Source organism: Variovorax sp. 10N412 (assembly GCF_056394985.1).
Genome location: NZ_JBFTIO010000022.1, coordinates 48,967 through 74,751, shown reverse-complemented (window position 1 = coordinate 74,751; position 25,785 = coordinate 48,967). Strand labels below are relative to the sequence as shown.

At 69.1% G+C, this 25,785-nt stretch carries 23 protein-coding genes; 8 read left to right on the top strand and 15 right to left on the bottom strand.

Annotated features, from left to right (window positions below; all coding sequences use genetic code 11):
• Window positions 1-2: 2 nt before the first annotated feature.
• Together AC1DJH_RS30660 and smc are read right to left on the bottom strand one after the other, a co-directional pair.
• Window positions 3-1,106, bottom strand: a complete 1,104-nt coding sequence (locus AC1DJH_RS30660) for a cell division protein ZipA C-terminal FtsZ-binding domain-containing protein (RefSeq protein WP_478188287.1) — start codon at window positions 1,104-1,106, stop codon at window positions 3-5.
• A 14-nt stretch (window positions 1,107-1,120) separates the two neighbouring features.
• Window positions 1,121-4,636, bottom strand: a complete 3,516-nt coding sequence (gene smc / locus AC1DJH_RS30655) for a chromosome segregation protein SMC (RefSeq protein WP_478188286.1) — start codon at window positions 4,634-4,636, stop codon at window positions 1,121-1,123.
• Window positions 4,637-4,750: 114 nt separating this feature from the next.
• Between smc and AC1DJH_RS30650 the strand changes: the two genes are divergently transcribed.
• Window positions 4,751-5,530, top strand: a complete 780-nt coding sequence (locus AC1DJH_RS30650) for a hypothetical protein (protein ID WP_478188285.1) — start codon at window positions 4,751-4,753, stop codon at window positions 5,528-5,530.
• 70 nt (window positions 5,531-5,600) lie between these two features.
• Here the strand turns inward: AC1DJH_RS30650 and AC1DJH_RS30645 are convergent, their stop codons facing one another.
• Window positions 5,601-5,852, bottom strand: a complete 252-nt coding sequence (locus tag AC1DJH_RS30645; protein WP_478188284.1) for a hypothetical protein — start codon at window positions 5,850-5,852, stop codon at window positions 5,601-5,603.
• A gap of 43 nt (window positions 5,853-5,895) precedes the next feature.
• On the opposite strand from AC1DJH_RS30645, the gene AC1DJH_RS30640 reads away from it, so the two are divergent.
• The 3 genes from AC1DJH_RS30640 (at window position 5,896) to AC1DJH_RS30630 (ending at window position 9,632) form a co-directional block, all read left to right on the top strand.
• Window positions 5,896-6,255, top strand: coding sequence for a hypothetical protein (locus tag AC1DJH_RS30640; protein WP_478188283.1), 360 nt, complete (start codon window positions 5,896-5,898; stop codon window positions 6,253-6,255).
• Window positions 6,256-6,379: 124 nt separating this feature from the next.
• Window positions 6,380-8,731: a TonB-dependent receptor gene (locus AC1DJH_RS30635; RefSeq protein WP_478188282.1), complete on the top strand. Its 2,352-nt coding sequence runs from the start codon at window positions 6,380-6,382 to the stop codon at window positions 8,729-8,731.
• Between the two features lie 208 nt (window positions 8,732-8,939).
• Window positions 8,940-9,632 carry a P-loop NTPase family protein gene (locus AC1DJH_RS30630; RefSeq protein ID WP_435440348.1) on the top strand — a complete coding sequence of 231 codons (693 nt, stop codon included), beginning with the start codon at window positions 8,940-8,942 and terminating at the stop codon, window positions 9,630-9,632.
• 80 nt (window positions 9,633-9,712) lie between these two features.
• On the opposite strand, the gene fabG is transcribed toward AC1DJH_RS30630, so the two are convergent.
• Genes fabG through AC1DJH_RS30580 form a run of 10 tightly spaced genes read right to left on the bottom strand, consistent with a single transcriptional unit; the run spans window position 9,713 to window position 19,265 of the window.
• Window positions 9,713-10,444, bottom strand: coding sequence for a 3-oxoacyl-ACP reductase FabG (gene fabG / locus AC1DJH_RS30625; protein WP_435487053.1), 732 nt, complete (start codon window positions 10,442-10,444; stop codon window positions 9,713-9,715).
• Window positions 10,441-10,914 (bottom strand): ApeP family dehydratase, encoded by a 474-nt coding sequence (locus tag AC1DJH_RS30620; protein WP_435487054.1) that lies wholly within the window; start codon window positions 10,912-10,914, stop codon window positions 10,441-10,443. Before AC1DJH_RS30620 ends, fabG begins: the two co-directional genes overlap by 4 nt.
• The gene (locus AC1DJH_RS30615) at window positions 10,911-11,675 is read right to left on the bottom strand and encodes a class I SAM-dependent methyltransferase (RefSeq protein WP_472112407.1); all 765 of its coding nucleotides are present in this window, start codon (window positions 11,673-11,675) and stop codon (window positions 10,911-10,913) included. The genes AC1DJH_RS30620 and AC1DJH_RS30615 overlap by 4 nt, the downstream gene beginning before the upstream one ends.
• Window positions 11,672-12,514: a polysaccharide deacetylase family protein gene (locus tag AC1DJH_RS30610; RefSeq protein WP_478188281.1), complete on the bottom strand. Its 843-nt coding sequence runs from the start codon at window positions 12,512-12,514 to the stop codon at window positions 11,672-11,674. The genes AC1DJH_RS30615 and AC1DJH_RS30610 overlap by 4 nt, the downstream gene beginning before the upstream one ends.
• The gene (locus AC1DJH_RS30605; RefSeq protein ID WP_478188280.1) at window positions 12,514-14,925 is read right to left on the bottom strand and encodes an MMPL family transporter; all 2,412 of its coding nucleotides are present in this window, start codon (window positions 14,923-14,925) and stop codon (window positions 12,514-12,516) included. Before AC1DJH_RS30605 ends, AC1DJH_RS30610 begins: the two co-directional genes overlap by 1 nt.
• Window positions 14,922-15,548, bottom strand: coding sequence for a LolA-related protein (locus AC1DJH_RS30600; RefSeq protein ID WP_478188307.1), 627 nt, complete (start codon window positions 15,546-15,548; stop codon window positions 14,922-14,924). The genes AC1DJH_RS30605 and AC1DJH_RS30600 overlap by 4 nt, the downstream gene beginning before the upstream one ends.
• Complete coding sequence (locus AC1DJH_RS30595) at window positions 15,538-16,560, bottom strand: acyl-CoA synthetase (RefSeq protein WP_478188279.1); 1,023 nt, start codon at window positions 16,558-16,560, stop codon at window positions 15,538-15,540. Before AC1DJH_RS30595 ends, AC1DJH_RS30600 begins: the two co-directional genes overlap by 11 nt.
• Window positions 16,560-18,287, bottom strand: coding sequence for an ApeI family dehydratase (locus AC1DJH_RS30590; protein ID WP_478188278.1), 1,728 nt, complete (start codon window positions 18,285-18,287; stop codon window positions 16,560-16,562). The genes AC1DJH_RS30595 and AC1DJH_RS30590 overlap by 1 nt, the downstream gene beginning before the upstream one ends.
• 16 nt (window positions 18,288-18,303) lie before the next feature.
• Window positions 18,304-18,948 carry a COG4648 family protein gene (locus AC1DJH_RS30585; RefSeq protein WP_472112424.1) on the bottom strand — a complete coding sequence of 215 codons (645 nt, stop codon included), beginning with the start codon at window positions 18,946-18,948 and terminating at the stop codon, window positions 18,304-18,306.
• Window positions 18,949-18,953: 5 nt separating this feature from the next.
• Window positions 18,954-19,265: a phosphopantetheine-binding protein gene (locus AC1DJH_RS30580; RefSeq protein WP_435440357.1), complete on the bottom strand. Its 312-nt coding sequence runs from the start codon at window positions 19,263-19,265 to the stop codon at window positions 18,954-18,956.
• 100 nt (window positions 19,266-19,365) lie between these two features.
• Here AC1DJH_RS30580 and AC1DJH_RS30575 point away from each other — a divergent pair, with 100 nt between their 5' ends.
• Complete coding sequence (locus AC1DJH_RS30575; protein ID WP_478188277.1) at window positions 19,366-20,883, top strand: helicase HerA-like domain-containing protein; 1,518 nt, start codon at window positions 19,366-19,368, stop codon at window positions 20,881-20,883.
• A 19-nt stretch (window positions 20,884-20,902) separates the two neighbouring features.
• Here the strand turns inward: AC1DJH_RS30575 and AC1DJH_RS30570 are convergent, their stop codons facing one another.
• Together AC1DJH_RS30570 and AC1DJH_RS30565 are read right to left on the bottom strand one after the other, a co-directional pair.
• A complete protein-coding gene (locus tag AC1DJH_RS30570; protein ID WP_478188276.1) occupies window positions 20,903-21,544 on the bottom strand; it encodes a DUF1109 domain-containing protein in 642 nt (213 codons plus the stop codon).
• Window positions 21,541-22,131, bottom strand: a complete 591-nt coding sequence (locus tag AC1DJH_RS30565; RefSeq protein WP_472112432.1) for a sigma-70 family RNA polymerase sigma factor — start codon at window positions 22,129-22,131, stop codon at window positions 21,541-21,543. Before AC1DJH_RS30565 ends, AC1DJH_RS30570 begins: the two co-directional genes overlap by 4 nt.
• 112 nt (window positions 22,132-22,243) lie before the next feature.
• Between AC1DJH_RS30565 and AC1DJH_RS30560 the strand changes: the two genes are divergently transcribed.
• The 3 genes from AC1DJH_RS30560 to upp are packed head-to-tail and all read left to right on the top strand — an operon-like array spanning window position 22,244 to window position 25,661.
• On the top strand, window positions 22,244-23,587 hold the full coding sequence (locus AC1DJH_RS30560; protein ID WP_478188275.1) for a GTP cyclohydrolase II: 1,344 nt from the start codon (window positions 22,244-22,246) through the stop codon (window positions 23,585-23,587).
• The gene (locus tag AC1DJH_RS30555) at window positions 23,584-24,990 is read left to right on the top strand and encodes a URC4/urg3 family protein (RefSeq protein ID WP_435487064.1); all 1,407 of its coding nucleotides are present in this window, start codon (window positions 23,584-23,586) and stop codon (window positions 24,988-24,990) included. Before AC1DJH_RS30560 ends, AC1DJH_RS30555 begins: the two co-directional genes overlap by 4 nt.
• A gap of 41 nt (window positions 24,991-25,031) precedes the next feature.
• The gene (gene upp / locus AC1DJH_RS30550; protein ID WP_187110530.1) at window positions 25,032-25,661 is read left to right on the top strand and encodes a uracil phosphoribosyltransferase; all 630 of its coding nucleotides are present in this window, start codon (window positions 25,032-25,034) and stop codon (window positions 25,659-25,661) included.
• The last annotated feature ends 124 nt before the right edge of the window (window positions 25,662-25,785 follow it).

Sequence of the window (25,785 nt, the reverse complement as noted above, 5' to 3'; positions counted from 1 at the left end):
AGTTAGCTGAAGAGTCGGCGCGCCAGCGGCGATCCCGCCGCCAGGTCGCGCGCGTCGAGCGTGTCGTAGAGCTGCTCGAGGTCGTTGCCGATCACGTCCATGGTCTCGTCCCGCAGCAGCTGTCCGTCGCTGTCGGTCACGACGCCGTCCATCTCGCGCGCGAGCGTGGCGGCGGCTTCGCGCATGCGGCGAAACGGCTCCTCGCCGCGGTCGACCTGCGGCACGTCCAGGCTCAGGCTGAGTTCGCGGATGGCCGACTGGGCCGGGTCGTCGGCCAGCGCGGCCTGCGTGTCGAACGCCAGGCCGAGCACGGGCGGCAGGCCGGCCTCGCCGGTCGGCAGCACCATGCGCCCCGGGATGATGCCGGCCACGAAGCCCAGGCGCGCCGCGTTCTGCTGCACATAGCCGGGGCTCCAGGCCGCATGCAGCGCACGCAGCACGAAACCCAGCTGCGCGTCGTGCGCGCTGGCGAACTGGTCGAGCTCGCGGGCCCGCGCCACTTCGTCGAGCATCTCGGGAAATTCGGGCGCGCCGTTGACGGCGTCGGCAAAGGCCTGCGCCTTGACCACGAACTCGGAGTACTCGATCTCGTTGAGCGCGCCGGTGCGGTTGGCCAGTTGCACGCCGACCTGGAAGGCGCTGTAGCGCTGCCCGGCCACGGGCGGCTCCCACTGGCCGTTGTGTTCGTTCAGGCCTTCGATGGCCACCGGCTTGCTGCCCGCGCGCCGCGTCGGCGGCATGGCGGCGATGGCGGCGTCGCCCGAGGCCAGGCCTTCGAGCGACACCGGCGCGATCACGTCGATCAGCGGGTCCAGCCCGCCGCGGCGCTCGCCGCTGGGCACGGGCACGCCGCTGGGCGCGGGCAGGTCGGGGTCGAACAAGGGCTCGTGGCGGTCGCTGCCCGCCACCTGGCTGGGGTCGGCGTGCAGCATCGGCTCGATGCCGCCGGCCGAGGCAGACGCGGCCCGCTCGGCCTCGTCCAGCGCGATGTCGACCGCATCGGGCTGGCGCGGCGCATTGCGGCGCGACATCAGGGTGTTGTAGGCCACGACGGCCGCGAGAACGAGACCGCCGAGGATGGCCAGGGCGAGAGTGAGATTGCTCATGGTTGCCGCTCTGCTCAGGCGGCGTCGACCATCGAGACCGCCGACTCCATGTCGACCGCCACGATGCGTGACACGCCCTGCTCCTGCATCGTGACCCCGATCAGTTGTTCGGCCATTTCCATGGCGATCTTGTTGTGGCTGATGAAGAGGAACTGGGTTTCGCGGCTCATGGCTGTCACGAGTTTGGCATAGCGCTCGGTGTTCGCGTCGTCCAGCGGCGCGTCCACTTCGTCGAGCAGGCAGAAAGGCGCCGGGTTGAGCTGGAAGATCGCGAACACCAGCGCAATGGCCGTGAGCGCCTTCTCGCCGCCCGAGAGCAGGTGGATGGTCTGGTTCTTCTTGCCGGGCGGCTGCGCGAGCACCTGCACCCCGGCATCGAGGATTTCGTCGCCCGTCATCACGAGGCGCGCATTGCCGCCGCCGAACAGCTCGGGGAACATCCGGCTGAAGTGCTCGTTGACGATCTTGAAGGTGCCGCCGAGCAGGTCGCGCGTTTCGGCGTCGATCTTGCGGATGGCGTCTTCGAGCGTGCCGATGGCTTCGTTCAGGTCGGCCGACTGCGCGTCCAGGAAAGTCTTGCGCTCGCTGGCAATGGCCAGTTCGTCGAGCGCGGCCAGGTTCACCGCGCCGAGCGCGACCACTTCGCGGTTGAGGCGATCGATTTCGCCTTGCAGGCCGGTCAGGCGGACCTTGTCGGTTTCGATGGAAAGCGCGACGGCCTCGAGGTCGGCGCCGGCATCGTCCAGCAGTTGCTGGTACTGCTCGACACCCAGGCGCGCGGCCTGTTCCTTGAGCTGGAACTCGGTGATGCGCTGGCGCAGCGGGTCGAGTTCGCGTTCGAGCTGCAGGCGGCGCTCGTCGCTGGCGCGCAGCTTGAGCGTGAGGTCGTCGTACTGGCTGCGCGCGGCACCCAGCGCGGTTTCGCGTTCGAGCTTGAGCGACAGCGCGTCCTGCAGGCCGGCTTGCGCGGCGGCGTCGGACAGCCGGCCGAGCTCGGCGCGGGCGCGCTCGTCTTCGTCGGTGAGCGACACCACCTGCTGCGCCGCGGTTTCGATGGAGCGGTTGAGCTCCCCGCGGCGCGCTTCGAGCGTCCGCTGCGAGAAGGTTGCTTCCTGCGCCTGGCGTTCCAGGCTGCGGTGCTGCTCGCGGCTGGCGTTCAGCGCGCGGCCGGCCTCGATGACGCGCTCGTCCAGCTCGGCATGGCGCTCCTGGCTGTCGGCCAGCTGCATGTCGAGTTCTTCGAAACGGCCTTCGGCGGCAATGCGCCGTTCCTGCAGTTCCTCGAGCTGCGCGTCGACCTCGCCGAGGTCGTTGGCCAGCTGTGCGCTGCGCGCGCGGGTCTGCTCGGCAAGCTGCGTCATGCGCAACGTCTCGACCTGCAGCTCGTGCGCGCGCGACTGGGTTTCGGCGGCTTCGCGCCGCGCGGTCACCAGGCGCGAGGCGGCGTCGCCGTAGGCGGCTTCGGCGCGGACCAGCGCAGTGCGCGCCTCTTCGTTGATGAGCGTCTGGGCGCGCAGCTGGCGCTCCAGGTTTTCCATTTCCTGCTGGCGGGCCAGCAGGCCGGCCTGCTCCGAATCGGGCGCGTAGAAGTTGACGCTGTGCGCGGACACGGCATGGCCGCTCTGCACATAGATGACCTCGCCGGGCTGCAGCGTGGCGCGCTGGGCCAGCGCTTCCTCGAAGCTCGCGGCCGTGAAGCAGCCGTGGAGCCAGTCGGTCAGCAGCGCCTGCTGGCCAGCGTCGTTCAGCCGCAGCAGGCTCGACAGCCGCGGCAGCGTGGCCGGGCCCTGCGGTGCACCGGCAGCCGGCGGGCTGTAGAACGCGAGCTTGGCGGGCGGCGCATCGTTGCCGAAGGCGCGCACCATCTCCAGGCGGCTGACTTCGAGCGCGCCCAGGCGCTCGCGCAGCGCGGATTCGAGCGCGTTCTCCCAGCCCAGCTCGATGTGGATGCGGCTCCACAGGCCCTGCAGGCCTTCGAGGCCGTGCTTGGCGAGCCAGGGCGCCAGCTTGCCGTCGGTCTTGACCTTTTCCTGCAGTGCGCGCAGCGCTTCCAGGCGGGCCGAGAACTCGGCATGGCGGGCGCCTTCGGTGTTGACGGCCTGCTGCTTCGTGCGGCGGTCGTCGTCGAGCTGCGGCACGGTTTCCTGCAGCTCCTGCAGGCGTCCGTCGGCTTCGCTGGCGGCCTCCTGCGCGGCGGCGTGCTGCTCCTGCATGTCGAGCAGGCGGGCCTCGTCGGGCGCGGCCAGGGCGTTCTGGTCGGCGCGCAGGCGTTCGCTGCGCTGCGTGAGCTGGCGGCTTTGTTCCTCGATGTTGCGCTGGTCGGCGGCCAGCACCTGGATCTGCTGCTGCACCTGCGACACGGTCGTGCGCTGGCTGTTGGCCTGGTCCTGGGCACGCTGCACGGCTTCTTCGAGCTCGGGCAGGCGCGCGTCGTGCTCTTCGAGCTGCGCGGCCAGCAGGATCGCCTGCTCTTCGGCGTCCACGCCGGCACCGGCGAGTGTCTCGATCTCGGCTTCGGCCTCGTCGCGGCGGCGGCCCCATTGGCCCATCTGCTCGCGCAACTGCACCAGGCGCTGCTCGACGCGCTGGCGCCCCTCGACCACGAAGCGGATCTCGCCCTCGAGCCGGCCGACTTCGGCGCTGGCCTCGTAGAGCTTGCCCTGTGCCTGATTGACGCTGTCGCCCGCGCCGTAGTGGGCCTGGCGCACGGTTTCGAGTTCGGCCTCGATGCGGCGCAGATCGGCCGTGCGCGACTCGAGGTCGTTGATGGCCTTCTCTGAATCGGTCTTGATCTTGGCCTGGTCGGCATCGCTTTCGCTGCGCTTCAGGAACCACAGCTGGTGCTGCTTCTTCGTGGCATCGCCCTGCAGCGTGTTGTAGCGCGCGGCCACCTCGGCCTGCTTCTCGAGCTTCTCGAGGTTCGCGTTCAGTTCGCGAAGAATGTCTTCGACCCGCACGAGGTTCTCGCGCGTGTCGCCCAGGCGGTTCTCGGTTTCGCGGCGGCGCTCCTTGTACTTGGAGACGCCCGCGGCTTCCTCGAGGAACAGGCGCAGTTCCTCGGGCTTGGACTCGATGATCCGGCTGATCGTGCCTTGGCCGATGATGGCGTAGGCCCGCGGCCCGAGGCCGGTGCCCAGGAACACGTCCTGCACGTCGCGCCGGCGCACCGGCTGGTTGTTGATGTAGTAGCTGCTCGTGCCGTCGCGCGTGAGCACGCGGCGCACCGCGATTTCGCTGAACTGGTTCCACTGGCCGCCGGCGCGGTGGTCGGCGTTGTCGAACACCAACTCCACGCTCGAACGGCTGGCCTGCTTGCGGGTGGTCGTGCCGTTGAAGATCACGTCCTGCATCGACTCGCCGCGCAGCTCCGACGCGCGCGACTCGCCAAGCACCCAGCGCACCGCATCCATGATGTTCGACTTGCCGCAACCGTTGGGCCCGACCACGCCGACCAGTTGGCCCGGTAGCAGGAAGTTGGTGGGTTCGGCGAACGACTTGAAGCCCGAGAGCTTGATGGAATTAAGACGCACGACTTGTCGGCCTGGCTTGGCTGTAGCGCCAAGGTATTGATTTGTAAGGAAAATTGCACGGGCCTGCAGCTTGCAGCAGGCCGCCGCCCCAGCCGTGGATGATAACGTCAGGGCATGAGCGATTCCCTTGTTTCCCCCCTGCCCGCAAGACGAAGCTGCCGTCCCGCAATCCTCGCAGGCATGGTGGCCGGCGCGGCCGCCCTGCTCGGTCTTGCAGGCTGTTCGTCGATGCGCGACACCCAGCGTGCCGAGCCCTACGCCAACCAGGAATGGTTGCAATCCGGCGCCAACCGCATTGCCAACCTGTCGTTGCGCGACAACCTGCAGTCGGTGCGGCGCGTGCAGGGCACGCTGTACAAGCGCAACCCCCGCGAATGGCGCAAGTCGGCGCCCAGCATGGACGAAGCCGCCCAGCGCGCCTGGGACGCCGTGCTCAAGGGCCCGCCCCTGCCCGAGCTCAAGGGCGCCAGCGGCATCGACGCGATCCGCCTGGCCTTCGAAACCGGACCACAGGGCTACCAGGGCGACCGGGTCGCAGCGCTGGTGTACGGGTGGGCCAGCATGCTCAAGCAGGCCAACGGCGACACCTGGGACCAGACCATGATCGATGGCGTGAATGCCGAGAACAGCTTCCGGGCCGCGCGCAACTTCGAGATTTCACTGTGGCTCATTTCCTCCAAGACCGGCCCCGACGGCCAGCCGCTGCTGCTGGCCACCGAAATCAGCGAGCGCGGCCGCAACCTCGTGGCCGACCGCGAGCTGTCGAAGGTGGTGGCGCGGCTCGACCTGCTGGCTGCGCAGGCCGACGAGAAGTACCGCCGCGCCGCGCTCGACTTCGGGCAGAACTGGGTCATGGGCGTGGTCATGCCCTTCTTCACGCTGCTGCCGAAGTGAGCCGGGTGCGCCTCTGAAACGAAGCAGCCCTCCACACCTCCATCCATGCGGGTTTCAGGCCGACCTGGGGTCACTTTGGGGTAGTTGACGCCGCGGAGCCGGCCTGTCTCCATCGAGCAGTACGACCGGTCATCAACCCATCCAGCGCCAGCATGACCAGCAGCGAGGCGCCCACCAGCGGAAAGGCGATGCTCCCCAGCGCCAGCAGCGCCTGGTTGGGCACGCCGAACTCCTGGCCGAGGTGAACGTTGATGCCCCATTCGAAAGAGTTGGCCGACGCGCATGGCCGAATTCCAGAGGCCGGAATACAACGTTGGTTCACGACAAGGCGCCATCGGCCAGATGCCTCACACATAATCGCCCCCATGCCCGCCCTGCGCCACGCCCGCCATCTTGTCCGCTTCGTGCTGGCGTGGTTCGTGTTGTCGCTGGGGGTGGCGATTGCATCGCCGGTGGTCCAACCGCAGTCGATGCAGCTCGTGTGTTCGGCGGCCGGCGTCATCAAGGTGGTCGTGCAGACCGACGACGGCGCGCGCGAACTGGGCGCCAGTCATCTGGACTGCCCGATGTGCATGCTGACCGGTGCACCGCCGCCCGCGGCGCAACCCGTCGATCTCCCGAACGTCCTGCCGCTCGGCCATGCCGTCCAGCCGATTCCGGCCGCGCGCATCGCTGCGGCCACCGCCGCGCCATTGCCTGCGCGCGGACCTCCCTCGCTCTCCTGACTCGTTTTCGGTTTCGTCGCAGCTGACGTCGCTCATGGCAATGGCCATGGGCATCCGTTGCACGCTGCCACGCGCTTCCCTGCAATGAGTCGGCGCCCCTGTGGGCGCCGAAGAGAGCTTTCACATGAACAAGACCCTTCTGTCGCTCGCGCTCGGCGCGGCATTCCCCTGGCTGGCCGTGCCCGCCTTCGCGCAGGGCACCGTGCCCGCAGCCAACGCACCTGCCGACGCGGCCTCCAGTGCAACGCCCGAGAGCGCCCCCGAGCGGACCAAGTCGCTCGGCGTCGTCACGGTCACCGGCGGCCAGCCGACCTCGCTGCCCACGCAGATTCCGACCACCATCGAGGGCGTGACGCGCGAGGAGATCGAGACGCGCATCAACGCCACCGACAGCGAAGACGCGCTCAAGTACCTGCCCAGCCTGCTGGTGCGCAAGCGCTACATCGGCGACTACAACCACGCCATCCTGTCCACCCGAGCCTCGGGCACCGGCAACAGCGCGCGCTCGGCGGTGTACGCCGACGGCATCCTGCTGTCGAACTACCTGGGCAACGGCATTGCCAACGGCACCAACTTCGCGCCACGCTGGGGCCTGGTCACGCCCGAGGAGATCGAGCGCGTCGACGTGATGTACGGGCCCTTCTCTGCCGCCTACCCCGGCAACTCCGCCGGCGCGGTGGTCGACTACGTCACGCGCATGCCGACGCAACTGGAGGCGCATGTGAAGGTCGGCTACTCGTCGCAGCCCAACGACCTCTACAACACCCGCCAGACCTTCAACAGCTGGCAGACCAGCGCGTCGCTGGGCAGCAAGAGCGGCGACTGGTCGTGGTGGATCGACATCAACCGCACCGACAGCGAAGGCCAGCCGCTGACCTTCACCACCGCCACCCTGGCCTCGGGCGTGGCCAGCCGCGCGGGCACGCCGGTGTATGGCGCGCTGGGCGGGCTCAACACCACGAACACGCCCTGGTACATCCTGGGCACGGGCACGCAGTACCACACGCTGCAGGACCATGCCAAGCTCAAGCTCGCCTACGACATCTCGCCCACGGTGCGCGCGACCTACACGCTCGGCTGGTGGCAGAACACCTCGAGCGGCCAGTCCGCCAGCTATCTCACCAATGCGCAGGGGCAGCCGGTGTACAGCGGCCTCGTCAACATCGCCGGGCGCAGCTTCAACCTGTCGCCCACCGCCTTCCCGCTCACCGAGGACAGGGCCACGCACTACATGCACGGCCTCTCGGTGAAGAGCAACACGCAGGGCGTGTTCGACTGGGAGCTGGCGGCCAGCCTGTACGACTATTCCAAGGACACGCAACGCGCGCCCACCATCGCCTTGCCGCTGGCGGCCTACGGTGGGGCGGGCACGCTGCAAGACCAGGGCGGCACCGGCTGGAACACGCTCGCGGCCAAGGGCACGTGGCGCCCGCAGGGCGTGGGCGGCGCGCACATCGTCGACTTCGGCGTGGGGCGCGATGCCTACAAGCTCGGCATCGCGAAGACCAACGTGCTGGGCAACTGGCAGGACGGCGCCTCGTTCACCCCGGTGAGCAACGTCGGCGGGCGCACCGAGACCTACAGCGCGTGGGCGCAGGACGCCTGGTCGTTCGCGCCGAAATGGAAGGCGGTGCTCGGGCTCCGCTACGAGCACTGGCAGGCCAACGACGGTTTCACGTCCACGGCAGCCAGCTCGCAGGGGTACGCCTCGCGCAGCGAATCCGACCTGTCGCCCAAGGCCGCGCTGGCCTACCAGCTCACGAGCGACACCGTGCTGAAGGCCTCCGTCGGACGCGCCGTGCGCTATCCCACGGTCGGCGAGCTGTACGGCGCGACCTCGGGCGGCGCGCTCTCGTTCATCAACGACCCCACGCTGAAGCCCGAGAAGTCGTGGACCGGCGAACTCTCGGCCGAGAAGGACCTGGGCAACGGGCTGCTGCGCGCCACGCTGTTCCACGAGACCACCAGGAACGCGCTGTACAACCAGCTCATTCCCAACGCCACCGTCTCGCGCGTGCAGAACATCGACAAGGTGCGCACCACCGGCCTGGAGGTCGCCTACACCGGGCAGAACGTCTTCATCAAGGGACTCGACCTGGGCGGCAGCCTGACCTATGCCGACTCGAAGACCGTCGCCGACGCCGCCTTCCCGGCCGCCGTGGGCAAGTGGCAGCCGCGCGTGCCGCGTTGGCGTTCGACCGTCTACGCAACGTACAAGCCCGACGCACGCTGGGCCTTCACGGTCGCCGCGCGCTACAGCGGCAAGCAGTACTCCAACCTGGACAACAGCGACGTCAACGCTTTCGCCTACTTCGGCGCCAGCAAGTACTTCACGGTCGACTTCCGCGTGCGCTACCAGATCGACAAACAGTGGTCGGCCGCCTTCGGCATCGACAACGCCAACAACTACCAGTACTGGAACTTCCACCCGTACCCGCAGCGCACCTACACGGCCGAGCTGCGGTTCGATCTGTGAGGTCCGCCGATGTATGCCAGCCAGCCGAGCAGCTCGGCGTTCGCCACGGTCCGACGCGCTGCGGTGGATGCTCGCCAGCGCTGGGGGGCCTGAACTGGGTGGGCAGCGGCATGCGACTAAACCGCCAAAGATACAATCGACCCCGGTTATCGATGTCGCAGCAAAAAGCAAAACTTTCCGCTCTTTTCCACACTTTTACGGACAACCCATGAGTTCCATCAACTTTATCGGCGGCGAAAAAGGCGGAGTCGGCAAGTCGGTCACGGCGCGCGTGTTGGCGCAGTACTTCATCGACCACAGCCGGCCGTTCGTGGGCTTCGACACCGACCGCTCGCACAGCTCGTTCACCCGCTTCTACGAAGGCTTCGCCTCCCCCGTGGTGGTAGACAGCTTCGAAGGACTGGACACCGTGGTCAACGGCTTCGAGAGCAATCCGCAGCAGAGCGTGATCGTCGACCTGGCCGCGCAAACGCTGGCGCCGCTGTCGCGCTGGATCAAGGAGTCGGACCTGTTCGACGTGTTCGCCGACATCGGCGTCACGGTCAACTTCTGGCATGTGCTGGACGACGGCAAGGACTCCACCGACCTGCTCGGCTCGCTGATCGACACCTTCGGCAACCGGCCCAACTACATCGTGGTGCAGAACTACGGACGCGGCAGCGACTTCGGGATGCTGCTGGCGTCGCAATCGCTTTCCAAGGCGACAGCGAACGGCGCGCGGGTGATTGCGCTGCCCCGGCTGCACGACGCGAGCATGCGCAAGATCGATGCGCAGAACACGAGCTTCTGGAAGGCTGTGAACGACCGCGAAGGCGTGCATGCGCTGGGCCTGCTGGAGCGTCAGCGCGTGAAGTCCTGGCTGGCGACGGCCTACGCGGCCTTCGATACCTTGCCGCTGTAGGTTCTCGAGGCCGACGCATCGCCGCCGGCCCTCACCCCAACCCTCTCCCCAACCCTCTCCCCAAGGGGAGAGGGAGCAACTCAGATCATTCCGCCGTTGATGGAAATGACTTGCCCCGTGATGTAGGCCGCCTCGTCACTGGCCAGGAAAGCAGCCAGCGCCGCCACCTCCTGCGGTGTGCCTGCCCGCTTCACCGGCACCATCTGGTTGATGACCGCCGGATCGAACACGGCATCGGCCATCGGCGACGCGATGATCCCGGGCGCAATCGCATTCACCGTCACGCCGCGCGAGGCCACTTCGAGCGACAGCGCCTTGGTCGCGCTGTTCAACGCCCCCTTGGCGGCCGCATAGTTCACCTGCCCCCGGTTGCCGGCAATCGCGGCCACCGAAGATATGTTCAAAATGCGCCCCCACCGCGTGCGCATCATCGGCAGCAGCAAGGGTTGCGTGACACGGAAGAAGCCGTTGAGCGACACGTCGATCACCTTGTGCCATTGCTCGGCGCGCATGCCCGGCAGCACCGCGTCGTCGTGCACGCCCGCGTTGTTGACAAGCACCTGCACCGGCCCGCCTTCGAGGATGCGTGCGCACGCGGCCGCGCAGGCCTCGTCGCTGCGCAGGTCGAACACATGGCATTCCGCCTTGCCGCCCGCCGCGATGATCGACGCGGCGAGTTGCTCGACCGACTCCGGCCGCGAATTGGCGTGCAGCAGCACCGTGGCGCCGTCGCGCGCCAGGCGTTCGGCCATGGCGGCACCGAGCGCACCGCTCGCGCCGGTGATCAGCGCGCGTTTTCCTTCGAGACTCATGGCGTGGGGGTGCTTTCTGTGGCCAGCGGCGTGTTGAGAACGACCACGGTGCGGCCTTCGGCCAGCATGCGGCCGTCGTCAGCCGTCACCGTGAACGCATAAAGAATCTGTCGGTCGTCGCCCGACAGGCGCTGCGCGCGCACCTGCATCGCGCCAGGCACATCGTCGAGCCGCGCCACCGCGAGCCTGACGTTGCGCGCGCTCGCCAGGAAGCCGGCCGACGGCGCGCTGCCCTCGGCAGCCAGCAGCCCGCCGTGCAGCGCCATGGCCTGTGCCGCGTACTCGATGGCGTTGGGCGCGAGCAAGCCGCTCTCGGTGCGCAACGGGTTGCCGGCCTGCGCATGCGTCGTGGTGCTGCAGTGGATCGCCTCGGCGTCCCAGCTTTCGAGCCGCTCCAGCAGGCACATGCTGCCGCTGTGCGGAATGCGCTGCGCGATGCCCGCGCGGTCGAGCGTCTGCGGTGCGGTCATGCGGCGGGCGCCAGGTCGGCCACCAGCAGAACATTGGCAAACGGCGTGCCTGCGCTCATCGGGATGCTCTGCACATGAAAGCCCAGGCGCTGCAGCAGCGTGGTCCATTGGGCCAGCGGACGGCCCCACGTCGGCGAGACCTTGTGCCCGCGGATGCGCGTGACGGTGCGATCGACCCACTGGCTGACGGTGAAGCCGCGCCGGCTCGACGCATCGCCCACGCGCAGCAGCAAGCGAGCCTGCGCGTTGCCGCCGCGCTGCAGCGCATCGCGCACGCGCAGAAGCACGCCTTCCTGAGCCTCGAGGTCGACGTAGTGCAGCACATCGAGAATGACGACCAGGTCGCACGCCGGCAACGCAGCGGAGCACATGTCGGCGCAGAGCAGCTGCGGCGGAGGCTGCAGATGGCCGATGGACGCTTCGGCGCGCGCCACGTCCTTGGGCATCAGCTCGATGCCCGTGTAGTCGGCGGCAGCGGGCGTCCTGGGCCAGGACGACGGCCAGCGGCCCTGCTTCTGCATCGCGCTCATCGAGGCCAGCAGGCTGGCGAACAGGCCCTGGCCGCAACCGATGTCGACCACGCGCCGGTGCTGCGCACCGATCAGCCCGCGCTCGAGCAGGCCGCGAAACACCGGGTCACGCCCCAGCTTGCCGCGCGCGAAGTGCCAGGCGAAGCTGCCACCCTTCTTGTAGGGAATGGTCGCGGCTTCATGCAGCTCGCGCCAGGCGCTGTCGGTGGACGACGGCATCACGGCACTCATGGCTTCATTCCCTCTGTCAAGGTCACGGCGCGCAGTCCATCGGCGCGCAGGCGTTCGAGCAACAAGGGCAGTACCTCCAGCAAAACGGGTTGTCCTTCGGCCGTGCGGGCGGCGTTGCCGTCGTGCAGCAACAGGATGTCGCGGGCCTGCAGATTGCGGGCGAGGCGCGCCATCACCTTGTCGGCGTCGCCTTCGCGCGTGTCGAAACCACGGCGCGTCCAGCTCACGAGCGACAGGCCCAGGCGGTGCAGCACCGGCTCCAGAAACGGATTGCGCAGGCCGGCCGGCGCGCGGAAACAGGTCGGGCGCTGGCCGGTGACGTCGCTCAGGATGTCCTGTGCGCGCGCGATCTCGGCGGCGAAACCGCGCGGCCCGAGAAACGAAAAGTTGTGCCGGTGCCGCGCCGTGTGGTTCTGGATGCTGTGGCCGCGCGCCACGATCTCGCGCGCCAGTCCGGGCTGCGCCAGCACACGCTCGGCAATGCAGAAGAAGGTGGCCCGCTGGCCGTGCGCGTCCAGCAGGTCGAGCACGCGCGGCGTGACCTCGGGCTCCGGGCCGTCGTCGATGGTGATCGCCACCTCGCGCCGCGCCCCGGCCGCTTCGGGCAACCGAGTGACGTTGGGGCCCAGCAGGCTGCTGCGCGGCGTCAGGCCGGCGCCGGTGATCAGCGCATGGTTCAGCACGATGGCGCCGACCGCCCACGGCAACGCGCCCGGCACCAGCACGCCCGCACCGATGGCCGCCACGTGCCACGCCGCGCTGGCACGGATGGCAGGCGGCCATGGCCAGGAATCGGTGGTCGGGGCGGAGGCGGGATGCATGGGCACGGATTTTCCCATCAGCCACGCACGTCGGGCGACTTCGCAGACGGCGCGACGCTGCGCGCGAACGCGGCCGACAGCAGCAGCGCCAGCAGCGCCCCCGGCGCCACCACGCGGCCGATGGACGAGAGCGCCGGAATGTCGGAAATGGCGATCAGCCCGAACGACACCACGGTCGTCAGGTTGGCCAGCATCAGCGACGCCAGCGTGTCCTCGTCGGCCCGCCCGGTGGTGCGCAGCTGGTCGAAGAACAGCGCGTAGTTGGAGCCGACCGCCACGATCAGCAGCAGCCCCACCAGGTGCAGGATGCCGAGCGCCGCCTGCAGCACGGCCATGCCGCCGAGCACCAGCACCACCGCGAACAGCAGCGGCTGGCACACGGCCAGCAGGCGGCGCCACGAACGCAGGTAGATGCCCAGCAGCACCACCACGGCCAGCGCGCCCAGCAGCACCTGCACGAAAGCCTCGTGCAGATAGCGCTGGTACAGCCCCGCCAGTTCGCGGCCGACGTCGACCACCTGCACCTCGGGCAGCCCGGTCAGCGCGGCCTCCAGCCGGCCCTGGTCGAAGGTCTTGCCGGGGTGCAGCACCACCAGCGTGCCCCAGCCGCCACCCGGGCGCTCGTACATCAGCGTGTTCACAACCGAAGCCAGCGGCCCGCTGGACAGGTCGGCGCGCTGCACCGGCAGCAGCTTGCGCGCCGCCTCGATGTCGTCCACGAACGGCCCGAGGCGCGATGCCGGCAGCGGCATGCCTTTCGTCGCTTCGGCCAGGTTGGCGCGCAGGATCTCGCTGCTCGGCAGGCTCGCGATGCGCGCCGTTTGCGTCTCCACGCTCGGCAGCACGCGCGTGACGGTTTCGTAGCCGACGAGTTCGCCCTTGTCGACCAGCGCGTCGAGCCGCGCGGCGGCCGCTTCGGTGTGGCGCAGCGCAGACTGCTCGTCGTCGCCGTAGGCCACCACCAGCACGCCGCCGTCGCTCGCGCCGATGTCGTTGCGCAGCGTTTCGTCGAGCTGCTGGGCGGCCTTGGGCACCGGGCTCATGGCGCCCAGGTCGGCGCGCCACAAATGACCGCCCTGCCACAGCACCAGCCCCAGCGCGACCACGCCCAGCGCGGCCAGCGGCCAGCGCAGGCGCGGCAGGCCGCGCACCAGCGCGCCGGCCATCTGTGCCATGTACTTGCGCATGCCCATGCCGGTGGCACCGTCGGGCGCCAGCACCGGCAGCACATAGCGGGTGGCCAGCGCGGCGGACACCAGGCCGGCAATGGAGAACACCCCCAGCTGCGCCAGCCCCGGAAAGCCCGAGAACACCAGCGCCGCGAAGCCGCACACCGAGGTCAGCAGGCCGAGCCGCACGGTCGGCCAGTTCAGGTCGCGCCAGCGCTGCCAGCCGGTGCCGGCCACTGCGCCCGCCCCGACCTGACGGGCCTGGATGAGGTAGTAGATGGCGTAGTCCACCGTCTCGCCGATCAGCGTGCTGCCGAAGCCCAGCGTGAGCCCGTGCACCGAACCGAAAACCAGGCTCACGCTGGCAGTGCCGATCACCACGCCCGTGGCCACCGGCAGGAAGGCGATGACCAATGCGCGCGGCGAGGCGAACGCCAGCAGCAGCAGCCCGCCCATCACGATGCCGCCCACCACCGCGAGGTGGATGGCTTCGGTCTTGATCTTGTCGCGGCTCATCACCGAGAACACGGGCGGCCCGCTCAGCAGCAGCTCGGTCGCCGATGCGCCCATCTCGCGCGTGGCGGCCTGGTACGCCGACTGGACGCGCGCGATGGCCACGGCCTGGGCGTCGAGGTCGCTGCCGGCCGCGCGGGTGGTGGAAATCATGAGCGCGCGTGGCGCGGTGCGCGACATCCACACCCCGTCTTCGCTGCGCGGCGCGCTGGCGGGCACCAGTTCCATGGCAATGCGCTGGGTCTCGCCGGTCGGATCGCGGTCGAGCAAGGGCTTGATCGCGTTGCCGGCCGGCGTTCCGAGCATCGACAGGGTCTCGTTGATCGCGTCGCGCAGCCCTTCGGCGGTGAACTGGCCGGGCGTGACGCCGGGCGACAACTGGTAGCGGTGCTGCAGCACCCAGGCGCCCGCCTCGCTCCAGTCGCTCACGTCGCCGTTCTGCACCAGGTCGAACAGCTTGCTCTCGCGCATGTCCTTGCCCACCGCGCGCGACACGGCGGCGCGCTGCTCGGCGGTGCCGCCTTCGATGCCCAGCATCAGCGTGCGCGAGGCCACGCCGCTTTGCAGCTGCTCGATGAGCACGCGCTGGCGCACGTCGGGGCTCTTGGGCAGGAAGGCCGACAGGTCGGCACCGATGTGCGTGCGGGCGATGACCACCGCGCCGCACAGCAGCACCAGCAGCCATGCCAGCAGCACGACCGCCCGGCGCGACCAGCTCGGCGGGCCGTCGGTGCGCAGCGGTGTCACGGCGTGGTGCGTCCGGGCGCGCCGGACGGGGCTGCGGCGGCCGGTGCAGCGCCCGGCGTGATGTTCATCGACGAGCGGTCGCCGCCGACGAATTCCATGTCCAGCCCGAGCACGTCGCTGGCGCGGCCGCTGATGCGGATGCTGCGCACCTGCGCGGCCAGCCGGCTGTCCATCGGCACGAGGTCGAGCGTCCACTTGGCAGGCGACCCCGTCACCGTGTTCTTGAAGTAGCGCTGCAGCGTGGCGCCGTCACCGGTGAGCGTGCCGCGCATGGCTTCGACCAGGCCGAGCAGCTCGGGCATGCTGTCGAGCGCCAGCGTGCGGTTGCGCCCGCCGCGCGACAGCGTCAGCGTGTTGCCCTCGACCGCCATGGTCTCGATGCGCGGGGACAGCGTACGGCGCACCAGCTTGTCGGGCGCGTCGAAGCTCAGCGTGCCGCTGGCGTCCAGCGGGCCTTCCAGGCCGTGCACGAAGCGTTGCTCGGTGAAGCGGGCCTCCCCGCTCTTCTGCTTGGCCAGCAGGCCCATCAGTTCGGGCAGGTCGAAGGCCGCCCAGGCCGGCGCGGCGCACAGCGCCAAGGCCAGCCCCAGCACGCATGCCTTGCAAAGCCGCTCAAGCCGCATCTTCAAGCCAGAAATCATGAAAGTTGAACCAGTTGTAGGGATAGGCGCGGCAGATGGCTTCCAGGCGCGCGACATAGGCTTCGACAGCGGCACGGATGCGGCGTTCCCGCTCCGCGGCATCGGGCACCCGCTCCGTGAAGTCGGCCAGCAGGTCGAACCGAATATCGTAGCGCGCGCCACCCCGGTAGAGGCCGGCCATGAAGAACACCTTGCGGCGCAGCAGGGCCGCCAGCCGGAACGGCCCGTCGTTGAAGCTGGCAGGCTGCCCGAGGAACGGCAGCACGATGCTGTTGCCGCGCTGCGAGGCGGGCTGGTCTTCGCTGCCCGGCAGCGTGCGGTCGGCCAGCATGCCGCCCAGGCCACCGCCGTCGAGCCAGTCGCGCAGCGCGAGCATCGAGTGCGGCCGGCCCAGCGCGATGACGTGCGGGCGCAGCTCCGGCAGCGCAACCGCGTTGAGGATGGCGGTGATGCGCTGCGCGTTGTCCGGAAACATCAGCATCGCCAGGCGCAGGTGGTGCTGCTGCGTCTGCTGCTTGCACGCGCCGAGCACCTCGAAGCTGCCCACGTGCGCACCGAGCATGAAGGCGCCCCGCCCCGCCACGGCTTCGGCCTCGAGCGGCACGTTGCCTTCGACCGTCAGGTCGAACAGGTCCATGCGTCCGCGCAGGAAGTACACGCGGTCGAGCACGGTCGAGGCGAAGGCGTGGAGCAGGCGGAAGCCGTCCATCCAGCCGGCGTGCGGGCCGATGGCCCGGAACAGATAACGCTTGATGTGCCGGCGCTGCGTGGGTGCGAACAGCAGGAAATAGAGCGAAATCGGGGGCAGCAGCAGGCGCGTGACGCGGCGCCCGCACACCAGCGCCATGAACACGATGAAGCGCAGCGCGAGCATGTTGCTGCGTTCGGGCGCGTGTGCCCAGTCGCCGGTGTCCGGCTTGTCGTTCTTGTGTGCGCCCTGCCCCGTGCGGGCCGCCTCGTCCACGGCGCGCGACTCCACGTCGGTGTGCTTCATCACGCAGAGCCTTGCACGGCCGTCCATCTGCCGGTGACAGCCACCACGCCGTCGCAACGCACGTCGAAGCGCACCCCGCGACCGGCCCCGGCTTCCGGATGCAGCTCGATGGACAGCGTGCTGCCGGGTCGCACCGGCGCAAGGAACTTGGCCGCGGCCAGCGTGGGGCTGGTGCCCAGTCGCGCCGTCAGGGCCGGTACGCGCCGCACGGCTTCCATCACCTCGGCCAGGATCAGCGCGCCCGGCAGCAGCGGCTGCCCCGGGAAATGCCCGGCGAAGACGGGGTGGTCGGCCGGCACCGCGAGGGCCATCTGCACGGGCGTGTCGTCTTCTGCGAGCTGGGCCAGCGCGAACTCGCGCAGTGCCCGCACCGTGAGCTTGCCCGTGCCTTCGCGCGGGAACGACTTGACCTGCACCACCCGGCGCGGCACGAACACGGCCTCCAGGCGCTGGCGCAGCGCGGCGATGATTTCACCGGCCGACAGCGTCGGCGCGACCACGAAAGCCACCGGCCGCACCACGCCGTCGGCCACCTCGTCGGGCAGCCAGAAGGCACCGTCGTCCACCCCGGGAATGCTGTTGAGGTGAAAGTTCAGGTGCGCCAGCGAGCTGCGCCGGCCGGCCACATGGATCAGATCGTTGGCCCGTCCGAAGAGCCGGAAGCGGCGGTCGTCGAGCAGTTCAAGCACGTCCGCCATCGGCGTCGGCTCGGGCATGAAATCGCCGGAGAAGACGAAGCGCTCGGGCCCGCCGTCCGCGGAGGGCTCCGCATGCACCTTGATCTCGCCGAAGGTTTCCCAGATTTCGCTGTCGGTCGTGCGACGCGTGGCCACCTGACCCGACTCGGTGCTGCCGTAGATTTCGAGCAGCACGCCGCCCATGGCCTGCTCGGCCTGCAGCGCGAGCTGCGGCGACAGCGGCGCGGTGGCCGACAGGATCAGGTCGACCGGCGGCAGCTTGATGCCCGACAGCAGCAGCGTCTTCAGGTGGAACGGCGTGGTCACCAGCGCGCGGGGGCGCGGCACCGAAGCCAATGTCTGCGCCACGTCGGCGGGAAAGAACGGCCGGGCGCTTTCGAAGGCGGCGCCGCCGAGCAGGGCCAGCAGCGCGGACGATTCCAGCCCGTAGCTGTGTTGCACCGGCACCGTGGCCACCAGCGTCACGCCTTCCAGCGTGGGCCGCTCGAGCACGCGGCACAGGCGCCGGACGGCCACGGCGACGTCGCCCACCAGCGTGCGCCAGGTCTTGGCGTGCGGCTGCGGCACGCCGGTGGAACCGGAGGTGAGCAGGCTGACCGCATGCATCGCGCCGTCGATGGAGGGAACCGCATCACCTGCACCACCTTCGGGGCTGGAGCGGTCTTCGATCAGCACGCGGTGCATGCCGGGTGTTTGCAGCGTGGGGTCGTCGGCCAGCGCAAAGAGCCGAGGGCCGCCGGATTCCCGCAGCCGCGCCAGCGTGTCGGGCCGTGCGTCGGGCGGCAGCAGGCTGGCATGGCCGCGCACGAGCGCGGCGCACAGGCTCACGGCGAAAGCGTAGCGGTCGCCGCACACATTGACGGCCGGCCCCTCGTGGGGGAGGGTGGGAGCGAAACGGGCCACGTCGGCCAGGAACTGCCGCCCGCTCACGGGCACGCCGGCGCGCCAGGCCAGGGGGGCGTCGAGGTCGCGGGGCGCGAGCAGCGGCAGGAAGCCGGGTTCGGCGGTATCGGGGTTGTCGGTCGTCACGCGGGCCACGCCTGTGTCATTGGCCGCCGGCGCTGGAGTCCACCGACGATCTGCCGTAGAACGCGCGCACGGCATCGACCAGGCGCGTGCGTTCGAATTCGGGATGAAGCCGGTAGCGCACCAGATGCTCGCCCACGAACAGCAGGCCCACCATCAAGGGGCACAACACGTTCGAGAACAGCGACCAGTCGGAAAACGGCCGGGTGAGATAAAGCACGACGGACACAGCCACCACCAGCGCGAAGAAGGCGGTCCAGATGCGCGTGAGCTGCGTCGTGTAGGCCAGCATGTGCCCCTTGAGCGGGTGCACGCGCTGCGCGAACTGGGTGATCAGGGGCAGGCCCCGGCCTCGCAGCGTGGAGCCGAACCAGCCGCACAGCACGCTGTTGATGGCCACATGCTGCAGCACATACAGGCGGTTGGGGTCCCCGGCCTCACCCAGGAAAACGAGCGTGAAGCCGCCCACGCCCAGCGCGGCCGCGGCGACGAAGCCCCAGCGGCCGAACCAGCTGGCGGCGAACCCCATGGCGGCCAGCCAGAGCGGGCCGAGCAACACCACCACCGCCCACGGTGCCGTGGGGTGGAACAGCGTCATCCAGTGAGAGAGGCCGGCATAAGCCACCCCTGCGACCAGCAGGAGCGCTATTCGCCATCGCGACATGGGGTTCAGGAGGCGACGCGGTGCTCGGCGACGTGGGTCGCGAGCGTGCGCAGCGACTGAAAGATCTGCTGGTTGCGTTCGTCGTCCGAACGCAGCTGGAAGCCGTAGCGGCGAGAGACTTCGAGCGCCACTTCGAGGATGTCGATCGAGTCGAGTCCCAGCCCTTCGCCGTACAGCGGGTCGGTCGGCACGATGGCCTCGGGCGCAACCTCGAGGTTCAGCGCGTTCACGAGCAACACGGCCAGCTCTTTTTCAATGGGCGACTGTTCGGAGGCGTCGCCGGTGGCGGGAATGGGGGGCTGTGCAGTCGATGACAAAAAAACCTCCTGAAAACTTTTTCCTGAACTACCGTGCGGCGTGGATTATAGGAGTGCGGCTTGATTAGACTGCCCGTTTCGATACGACCCGGAGCGCCCCATGGCCGACCCTCTTCTGATCGCACGGCACGACAGCATCGAGTGTGCACTTCTTCCCGCGCTGGCCAACCGCCACGGCCTCATCACGGGCGCCACCGGCACGGGCAAGACCGTCACCCTGCAGACCATGGCCGAAAAGCTCTCCGGCATCGGCGTTCCGGTGTTCATGGCCGACGTCAAGGGCGACCTCACCGGCATCAGCCAGAAGGGGGCCATCAGCGGCAAGCTGGCCGCCACGCTGAAGGAACGCGGCATCGAACTGCCCGAGCCTTCGGCCTGCCCCGTCACGCTGTGGGACGTGTTCGGCGAGCAGGGCCATCCGGTGCGGGCCACGGTTTCCGACATGGGCCCGCTGCTGCTGGGCCGCATGCTGGACGTGAACGAAACGCAGGCCGGCGTGCTGAACCTGGTGTTCAAGATCGCCGACGACAACGGCCTGCTGCTGCTGGACCTGAAAGACCTGCGCGCCATGCTGCAGTACGTGGGCGAAAACGCGAGCCAGTTCACCACGCAGTACGGCAACATCAGCGCGGCCAGCGTGGGCGCCATCCAGCGCAGCCTGCTGCAGATCGAAACCCAGGGCGGCGACAAGTTCTTCGGCGAGCCGATGCTCAACATCGCCGATTTCATGCAGACCGTGGGCGGCAAGGGGGTCATCAACATCCTCGCGGCCGACAAGCTCATGAACTCGCCGCGCCTGTATGCCACCTTCCTGCTGTGGATGCTGTCGGAGCTGTTCGAGCAGCTGCCTGAAATCGGCGACCCCGAGCAGCCCAAGCTGGCCTTCTTCTTCGACGAGGCGCACCTGCTGTTCAACGAGGCGCCCAAGGCGCTGGTGGAACGCATCGAGCTCGTGGTGCGGCTGGTGCGCTCCAAGGGCGTGGGCGTCTATTTCGTCACGCAGAACCCGCTGGACATTCCCGACTCGGTGCTGGCCCAGTTGGGCAACCGCGTGCAGCACGCGCTGCGCGCCTTCACCCCGCGCGACCAGAAGGCCGTGAAGGCGGCGGCCAGCACCATGCGGCAGAAGCCGGGCCTGGACATCGAGACGGCCATCACCGAACTCGCGGTGGGCGAGGCGCTGGTGAGCTTCCTGGACGACAAGGGCCGCCCGAGCGTGACCGAACGGGTGTTCGTCGTGCCGCCGGCGAGCCAGCTCGGCCCCATCACGCCGGACCAGCGCAAGGCGCTGGTGGCCGGTTCGCTGGTCGCGGGCGTTTACGAAAAGACGGTCGACCGCGAATCGGCCTACGAAAAGCTCAAGGGCCGCGCCGACAGCGCGCCCGACGCACCGCCAGCCGCCCTCCCCGGCGGCAAGTCCGCGGCGGAATCGTCGGGCTCCGGCATGGGCGGCATGCTCAACGACATGCTGTTCGGCACCACCGGGCCGCGCGGCGCGAAGCACGACGGACTGGTGCAGACCATGGCCAAGTCGGCGGTGCGCACCATGGGCACATCGGTGGGCAAGGAAATCCTGCGCGGCGTGCTGGGCGGGATCTTCGGCAGCAAGAAGCGCTGAAGGAAGAACCGGCGGACCGCTACCAGCGCAGCAACCGCGGTCCCAGCAAGGCCCCCGCCAGCACCGGCACGGCAATCCCGCTCACGTACCAGACCGCGAGGAACGGCGCGGTGAGCTCCATGCAATGCAGCGCGTAGACCGAGGCCCCCATGCCACCGGCCAACGCCCCCGCCGCGGCCCCCGCCAGCGCGGGCCGCGTGGGTGCCAGCCCCTTGAGCGCCACCATCGTGGCAGCGAACACCGGCAGCGCCATCAGCCCGATGCTCAGCGCGCAGATGCGCCATGACTGCCCCATCAGCGAGGGCATGCGCTCTTCCATCGGCACGGTGAACCACGCGATCACCGCCAGTGCCCACACACCCAGCACCGGCAGCGCAGCCCCCAGCCATGCCCGGCGGGCCTCGACGCCCGGCCGCGCGAGCCGCTGCACCGCCACGAAGCCGGCGGCGGCAATGCACAGCGGGAACAGCACCTTGACCCAGAACATCGGCCAGAACATGGCCTGGACGATGTCGCGCCGCATTCCGTATTCGGCAAACAGGATGAACAAAGAGACCGGCAACCCCGCCAGCACGGCCCAGCCGATGCGCCAGCTTGCGCTGCGGCGCGGCACCGCCACGTCGCCGGTGGCGAGCATCGCCACGAGGTCGTCGGTCTTCATGTGGCGCTTCCCCAGCTGTGGCCGAAGCGCGCGGCCAAGGCCTTCAGGCCCCGGTGGATGCCCACCTTCACCGCCGACTCGGACATGCCCGTCAGGCTTGCGGTCTCGGCCACCGACAGCCCCTGGATCTTCACGTGCACGATCGGCAGGCGCTGGCGCTCGGGCAGGGTGTCGAGCAGTCCGCTCAGGTCGCGCTTCGCGTCGCTGGCGTCCTCGGCCGACGCGGCGAACACCGCGAGATCGTCGTCCAGCGGGTCATGCAGGTCGTCGCGAACAGACTTGGCGCGCAGCAGGTCGATCATCTTGTAGCGCGCAATCGCGTGCACCCAGGCCGTCAGCGGCTGGTCGCTCTGGTAGGTGTGGCGCTGGTTGTGCATGGCGAGCAAACATTCCTGGACGAGGTCTTCCACTTCATCGGGCCAGCCAAAGAGGCGCTTGCCCAGAAAGGCGCGCAGGTGCGCGGCGAGTTGCTGCAGGAAGTCTCGGTAGGCCTTGGCGTCGCCGTCGAGGCCGCGAAGGAACAGGCTGCGCAGCGCCGCTTCCACGTCGCTCAAGTTCGTCCTGCTGCCTACGGTGTTTCGTGCCATCCGGTCGGCCGGTTACAGCCTCGTCGAAAAAAGATTTCGGGCCATTGTGCCGAAGCCGTCCGCTTGCAAGCACCACACACCATCGGTACATTGTGTTTTTTGAGGGCCCCCAATGTCTGCAGACAGCACAACGATCCCTTCGACGACGCCGCCGGTGCCGCTCACGCCACCGGCCGGTGCCAGCTCCCTTCCCCCGGCTCCTCCCCTGCATGCCTCGTCCTCGACCGGGCACATCCGGCTGACCTCGCACGCCGGCGGCTTCGGCGCGCTGCCCATCCGCTGGGGCGCGGCCACGCCCACCGAGCGCGGACCGGTGGTCGGCACCACCACCAAGCGGGCGCACCGCAACGTGATCGGCACGCACAGCGGCTCCTACAGCGTGTACCGCGCGCTGGCCGTGGCGGCCGGGGCGCTCAAGCGCGAGCACAAGGCCGACCTCACCAACACCGCGCCCACCGACGTGATCGGCCCGTACCCGCAGTGGAGCGAGCCCGGACGCATCGTCTCGCTCGACCCCTGGGGCGCGCTGGTGGCCGACGTGTTCTCCACCGAGCTGGCGGCCGGCTACGACATCCGCCCCACCATCGCAATCACCAAGGCCCACGTGATCCTGCCCGAGGTCATCGAGGCGCTGCAGAGCGGGCGCCTGAAGGCCGACGGCCACTTCCTCACCGCCGGCGGCGCCGCGATGGTGACCAAGGCCGCCATCGAACCCGTGTGGTACCTGCCCGAGGTGGCGCGCCGCTTCGGCTGCTCCGAGAACGACCTGCGCCGCACGCTGTTCGAGGAAACCGGCGGCATGTACCCCGAACTGGTCACGCGGTCCGACCTGGTGGTGTTCCTGCCCCCCATCGGCGGGCAGACGCTCTACATCTTCGGCAATCCGCGCGACCTGGCCAACCCGCAGGTGGAGCTCACCGCGCGCATCCACGACGAATGCAACGGCTCCGACGTGTTCGGCTCCGACATCTGCACCTGCCGGCCCTACCTCACGCATGCCATCGAGGAGTGCATCCAGGGCGCGCAGCGCGGCGGCGTGGGCCTCATCGCCTACTCGCGCAAGGAAGGTCGGGCGCTGGGCGAAGTGACCAAGTTCCTGGTCTACAACGCACGCAAGCGGCAGGTCGGCGGCGACACGGCCGACCAGTATTTCGCGCGCACCGAGTGCGTGGCCGGCGTGCAGGACATGCGCTTCCAGGAGCTGATGCCCGACGTCTTCCACTGGCTGGGCATCAAGAAGATCCATCGGCTCGTGTCGATGAGCAACATGAAGTTCGACGCAATCACCGGCTCGGGCATCGAGATCGGCGAGCGCGTGAACATTCCCGATTCGCTGATTCCGGCGGACGCCCGCGTCGAGATGGACGCCAAGATGGCCGCCGGCTATTTCACCCCCGGCCCGGTGCCGGACGCAGAAGAACTGAAAAAGGCCAAGGGCCGCGGACTCACTGAATGACCACCAGCAACAACACCGACCCCCACATGCCCGTCGACGGTTCCGGCAGCCTGCCGCCCGGCGGCGCGGGCAAGGTCGACCCCGCCACCGAATTCACCGCCGACACCAGCCACCCGGCCGGTGCGGCGAGCCTGCTGCGCACCACGGCGGCCATCCGCCAGCGTGCGGGCGCCCTGCTGGCACGCGCGCGCAACGGCGAATCGCAGTGGTTTCGCATCGGCGGCAGCGACACGCTCGAAGACACGGCGCGCACCGTCGCCGAGGTCACGCGCGAGCGCTATCCGTGGGACACCATCCCGTACCACAGCCGCTGGCGCCACTTCGAGGCCGGCAGCATCAACCGCATCGAAGAACTCGACACGCTGATGGGCGAATCCGATGCGCGCACGCGCGCTCGCGCCCACATCGACCTTGTGCTGGTCAGCGTGCTGCTCGACGCCGGCGCCGGTCCCGACTGGCACTACACCGAATCGGCCACGGGCGAACGCTTCACCCGTTCCGAAGGCCTGGGCGTGGCCAGCTACCACGCGTTCATGAGCGGCCTGTTCTCCTCGAACCCCGAGCGTCCCTACCAGGTGGACGCAGCCGGCCTGCGCGGCCTCGTGGCCGACCGGCTGGGCGACGCCTTCCAGGTCAGCGAGGCCAATCCGCTGGTCGGCCTGGCAGGCCGCGCCATGCTGCTGCGCCGGCTGGGCGAGGCCATGAGCGAGCAGCCCGAGACCTTTGGCGACGACGGCCGCCCCGGCAAGCTGTTCGACGCGCTGGTGGGCCCCTACGGCCCGGCCGCGCCGCCCACGGCCGAGGTCACGGCGCACCAGATCCTGTCGCTGCTGCTGGAAACCCTCTCGCGCATCTGGCCCTCGGCCAATGCGGTGGACAGCATCGCGGCCGACGGCAGCGACAGCGCGGCGGGCATCGGCTCGGGCGACCCCGCGCTGGCGCTGGGCGACTGCTGGCGCCACAGCGCGGTGCGCGGCCCCGGCCTGACCAACGGCTGGATGCCGTTCCACAAGCTGTCGCAATGGCTCACGTATTCGCTGCTCGAACCTTTCGAATGGGCGGGCGTGAAGGTGCGCCACCTCGATGCGCTCACCGCCCTTCCCGAATACCGCAACGGCGGCCTGCTGATCGACAGCGGCGTGATCGTGCCGAAGGATCCGGCCTTTCTCACCCGTACCTGGAAAGCCAGCGACGAATTCATCGTCGAATGGCGCGCGCTGACGGTGGCGCTGCTCGACGAGGTGGCGCCGCGCGTGCGCAAGGTGCTCGACCGCACGGAAGAAGAGCTGCCGCTGGCCTGCGTGCTCGAAGGCGGCACTTGGGCCGCGGGCCGCGCACTGGCACAGCGTTTGCGTGATGGTGCTCCGCCTCTGCTGATCGAGAGCGACGGCACCGTCTTTTAGACTCCAGGGTTCTCTCACCAGCAACGCCACACACAATTCCAATGAGCAACGTCCACCTCGTCAACCATCCCCTCGTCCAGCACAAGCTCACGCTGATGCGCCGCAAGGACGCGTCGACCAACAGTTTTCGCCGGCTCCTGAACGAAATCAGCATGTTGATGGCCTACGAGGTCACGCGCGACATGCCGATGCAGGACATCGAGGTCGAGACCCCGCTCGAAACGATGCAGGCCAAGGTCATCGACGGCAAGAAGCTGGTGCTGGTGTCCATTCTTCGCGCCGGCACGGGCATCCTGGACGGCATGCTCACCGTGGTGCCCGGTGCGCGCGTCGGCCACATCGGCCTGTACCGCGACCCAAAGACGCTGACGGCCGTGGAGTACTACTTCAAGATGCCCGGCGAAATGGACAGCCGCGACGTGATCGTGGTCGACCCGATGCTGGCCACCGGCAACTCGGCCGTGGCCGCGGTCGAGCGCCTGAAGGAGCTCAACCCCAAGTCGATCAAGTTCGTCTGCCTGCTGACCTGCCCCGAGGGCGTGGCGACGATGCAGAAGGCGCACCCCGACGTGCCGATCTACACCGCCGCGATCGACCGCGAGCTGGACAGCCACGGCTACATCCTGCCGGGCCTGGGCGACGCCGGCGACCGGATCTTCGGCACGAAGTAAGGCTCGCCCCCAGAGGAATTGGCTCGCCCCCAGGCTGCGCGGCACTTCGTGTCCGCTTCTCCTTCCCCCTGCCGGGGGCGACACCTGAGGCCCGGCGAAGCCGGTTCCTCGGTGTCTCTGGAAG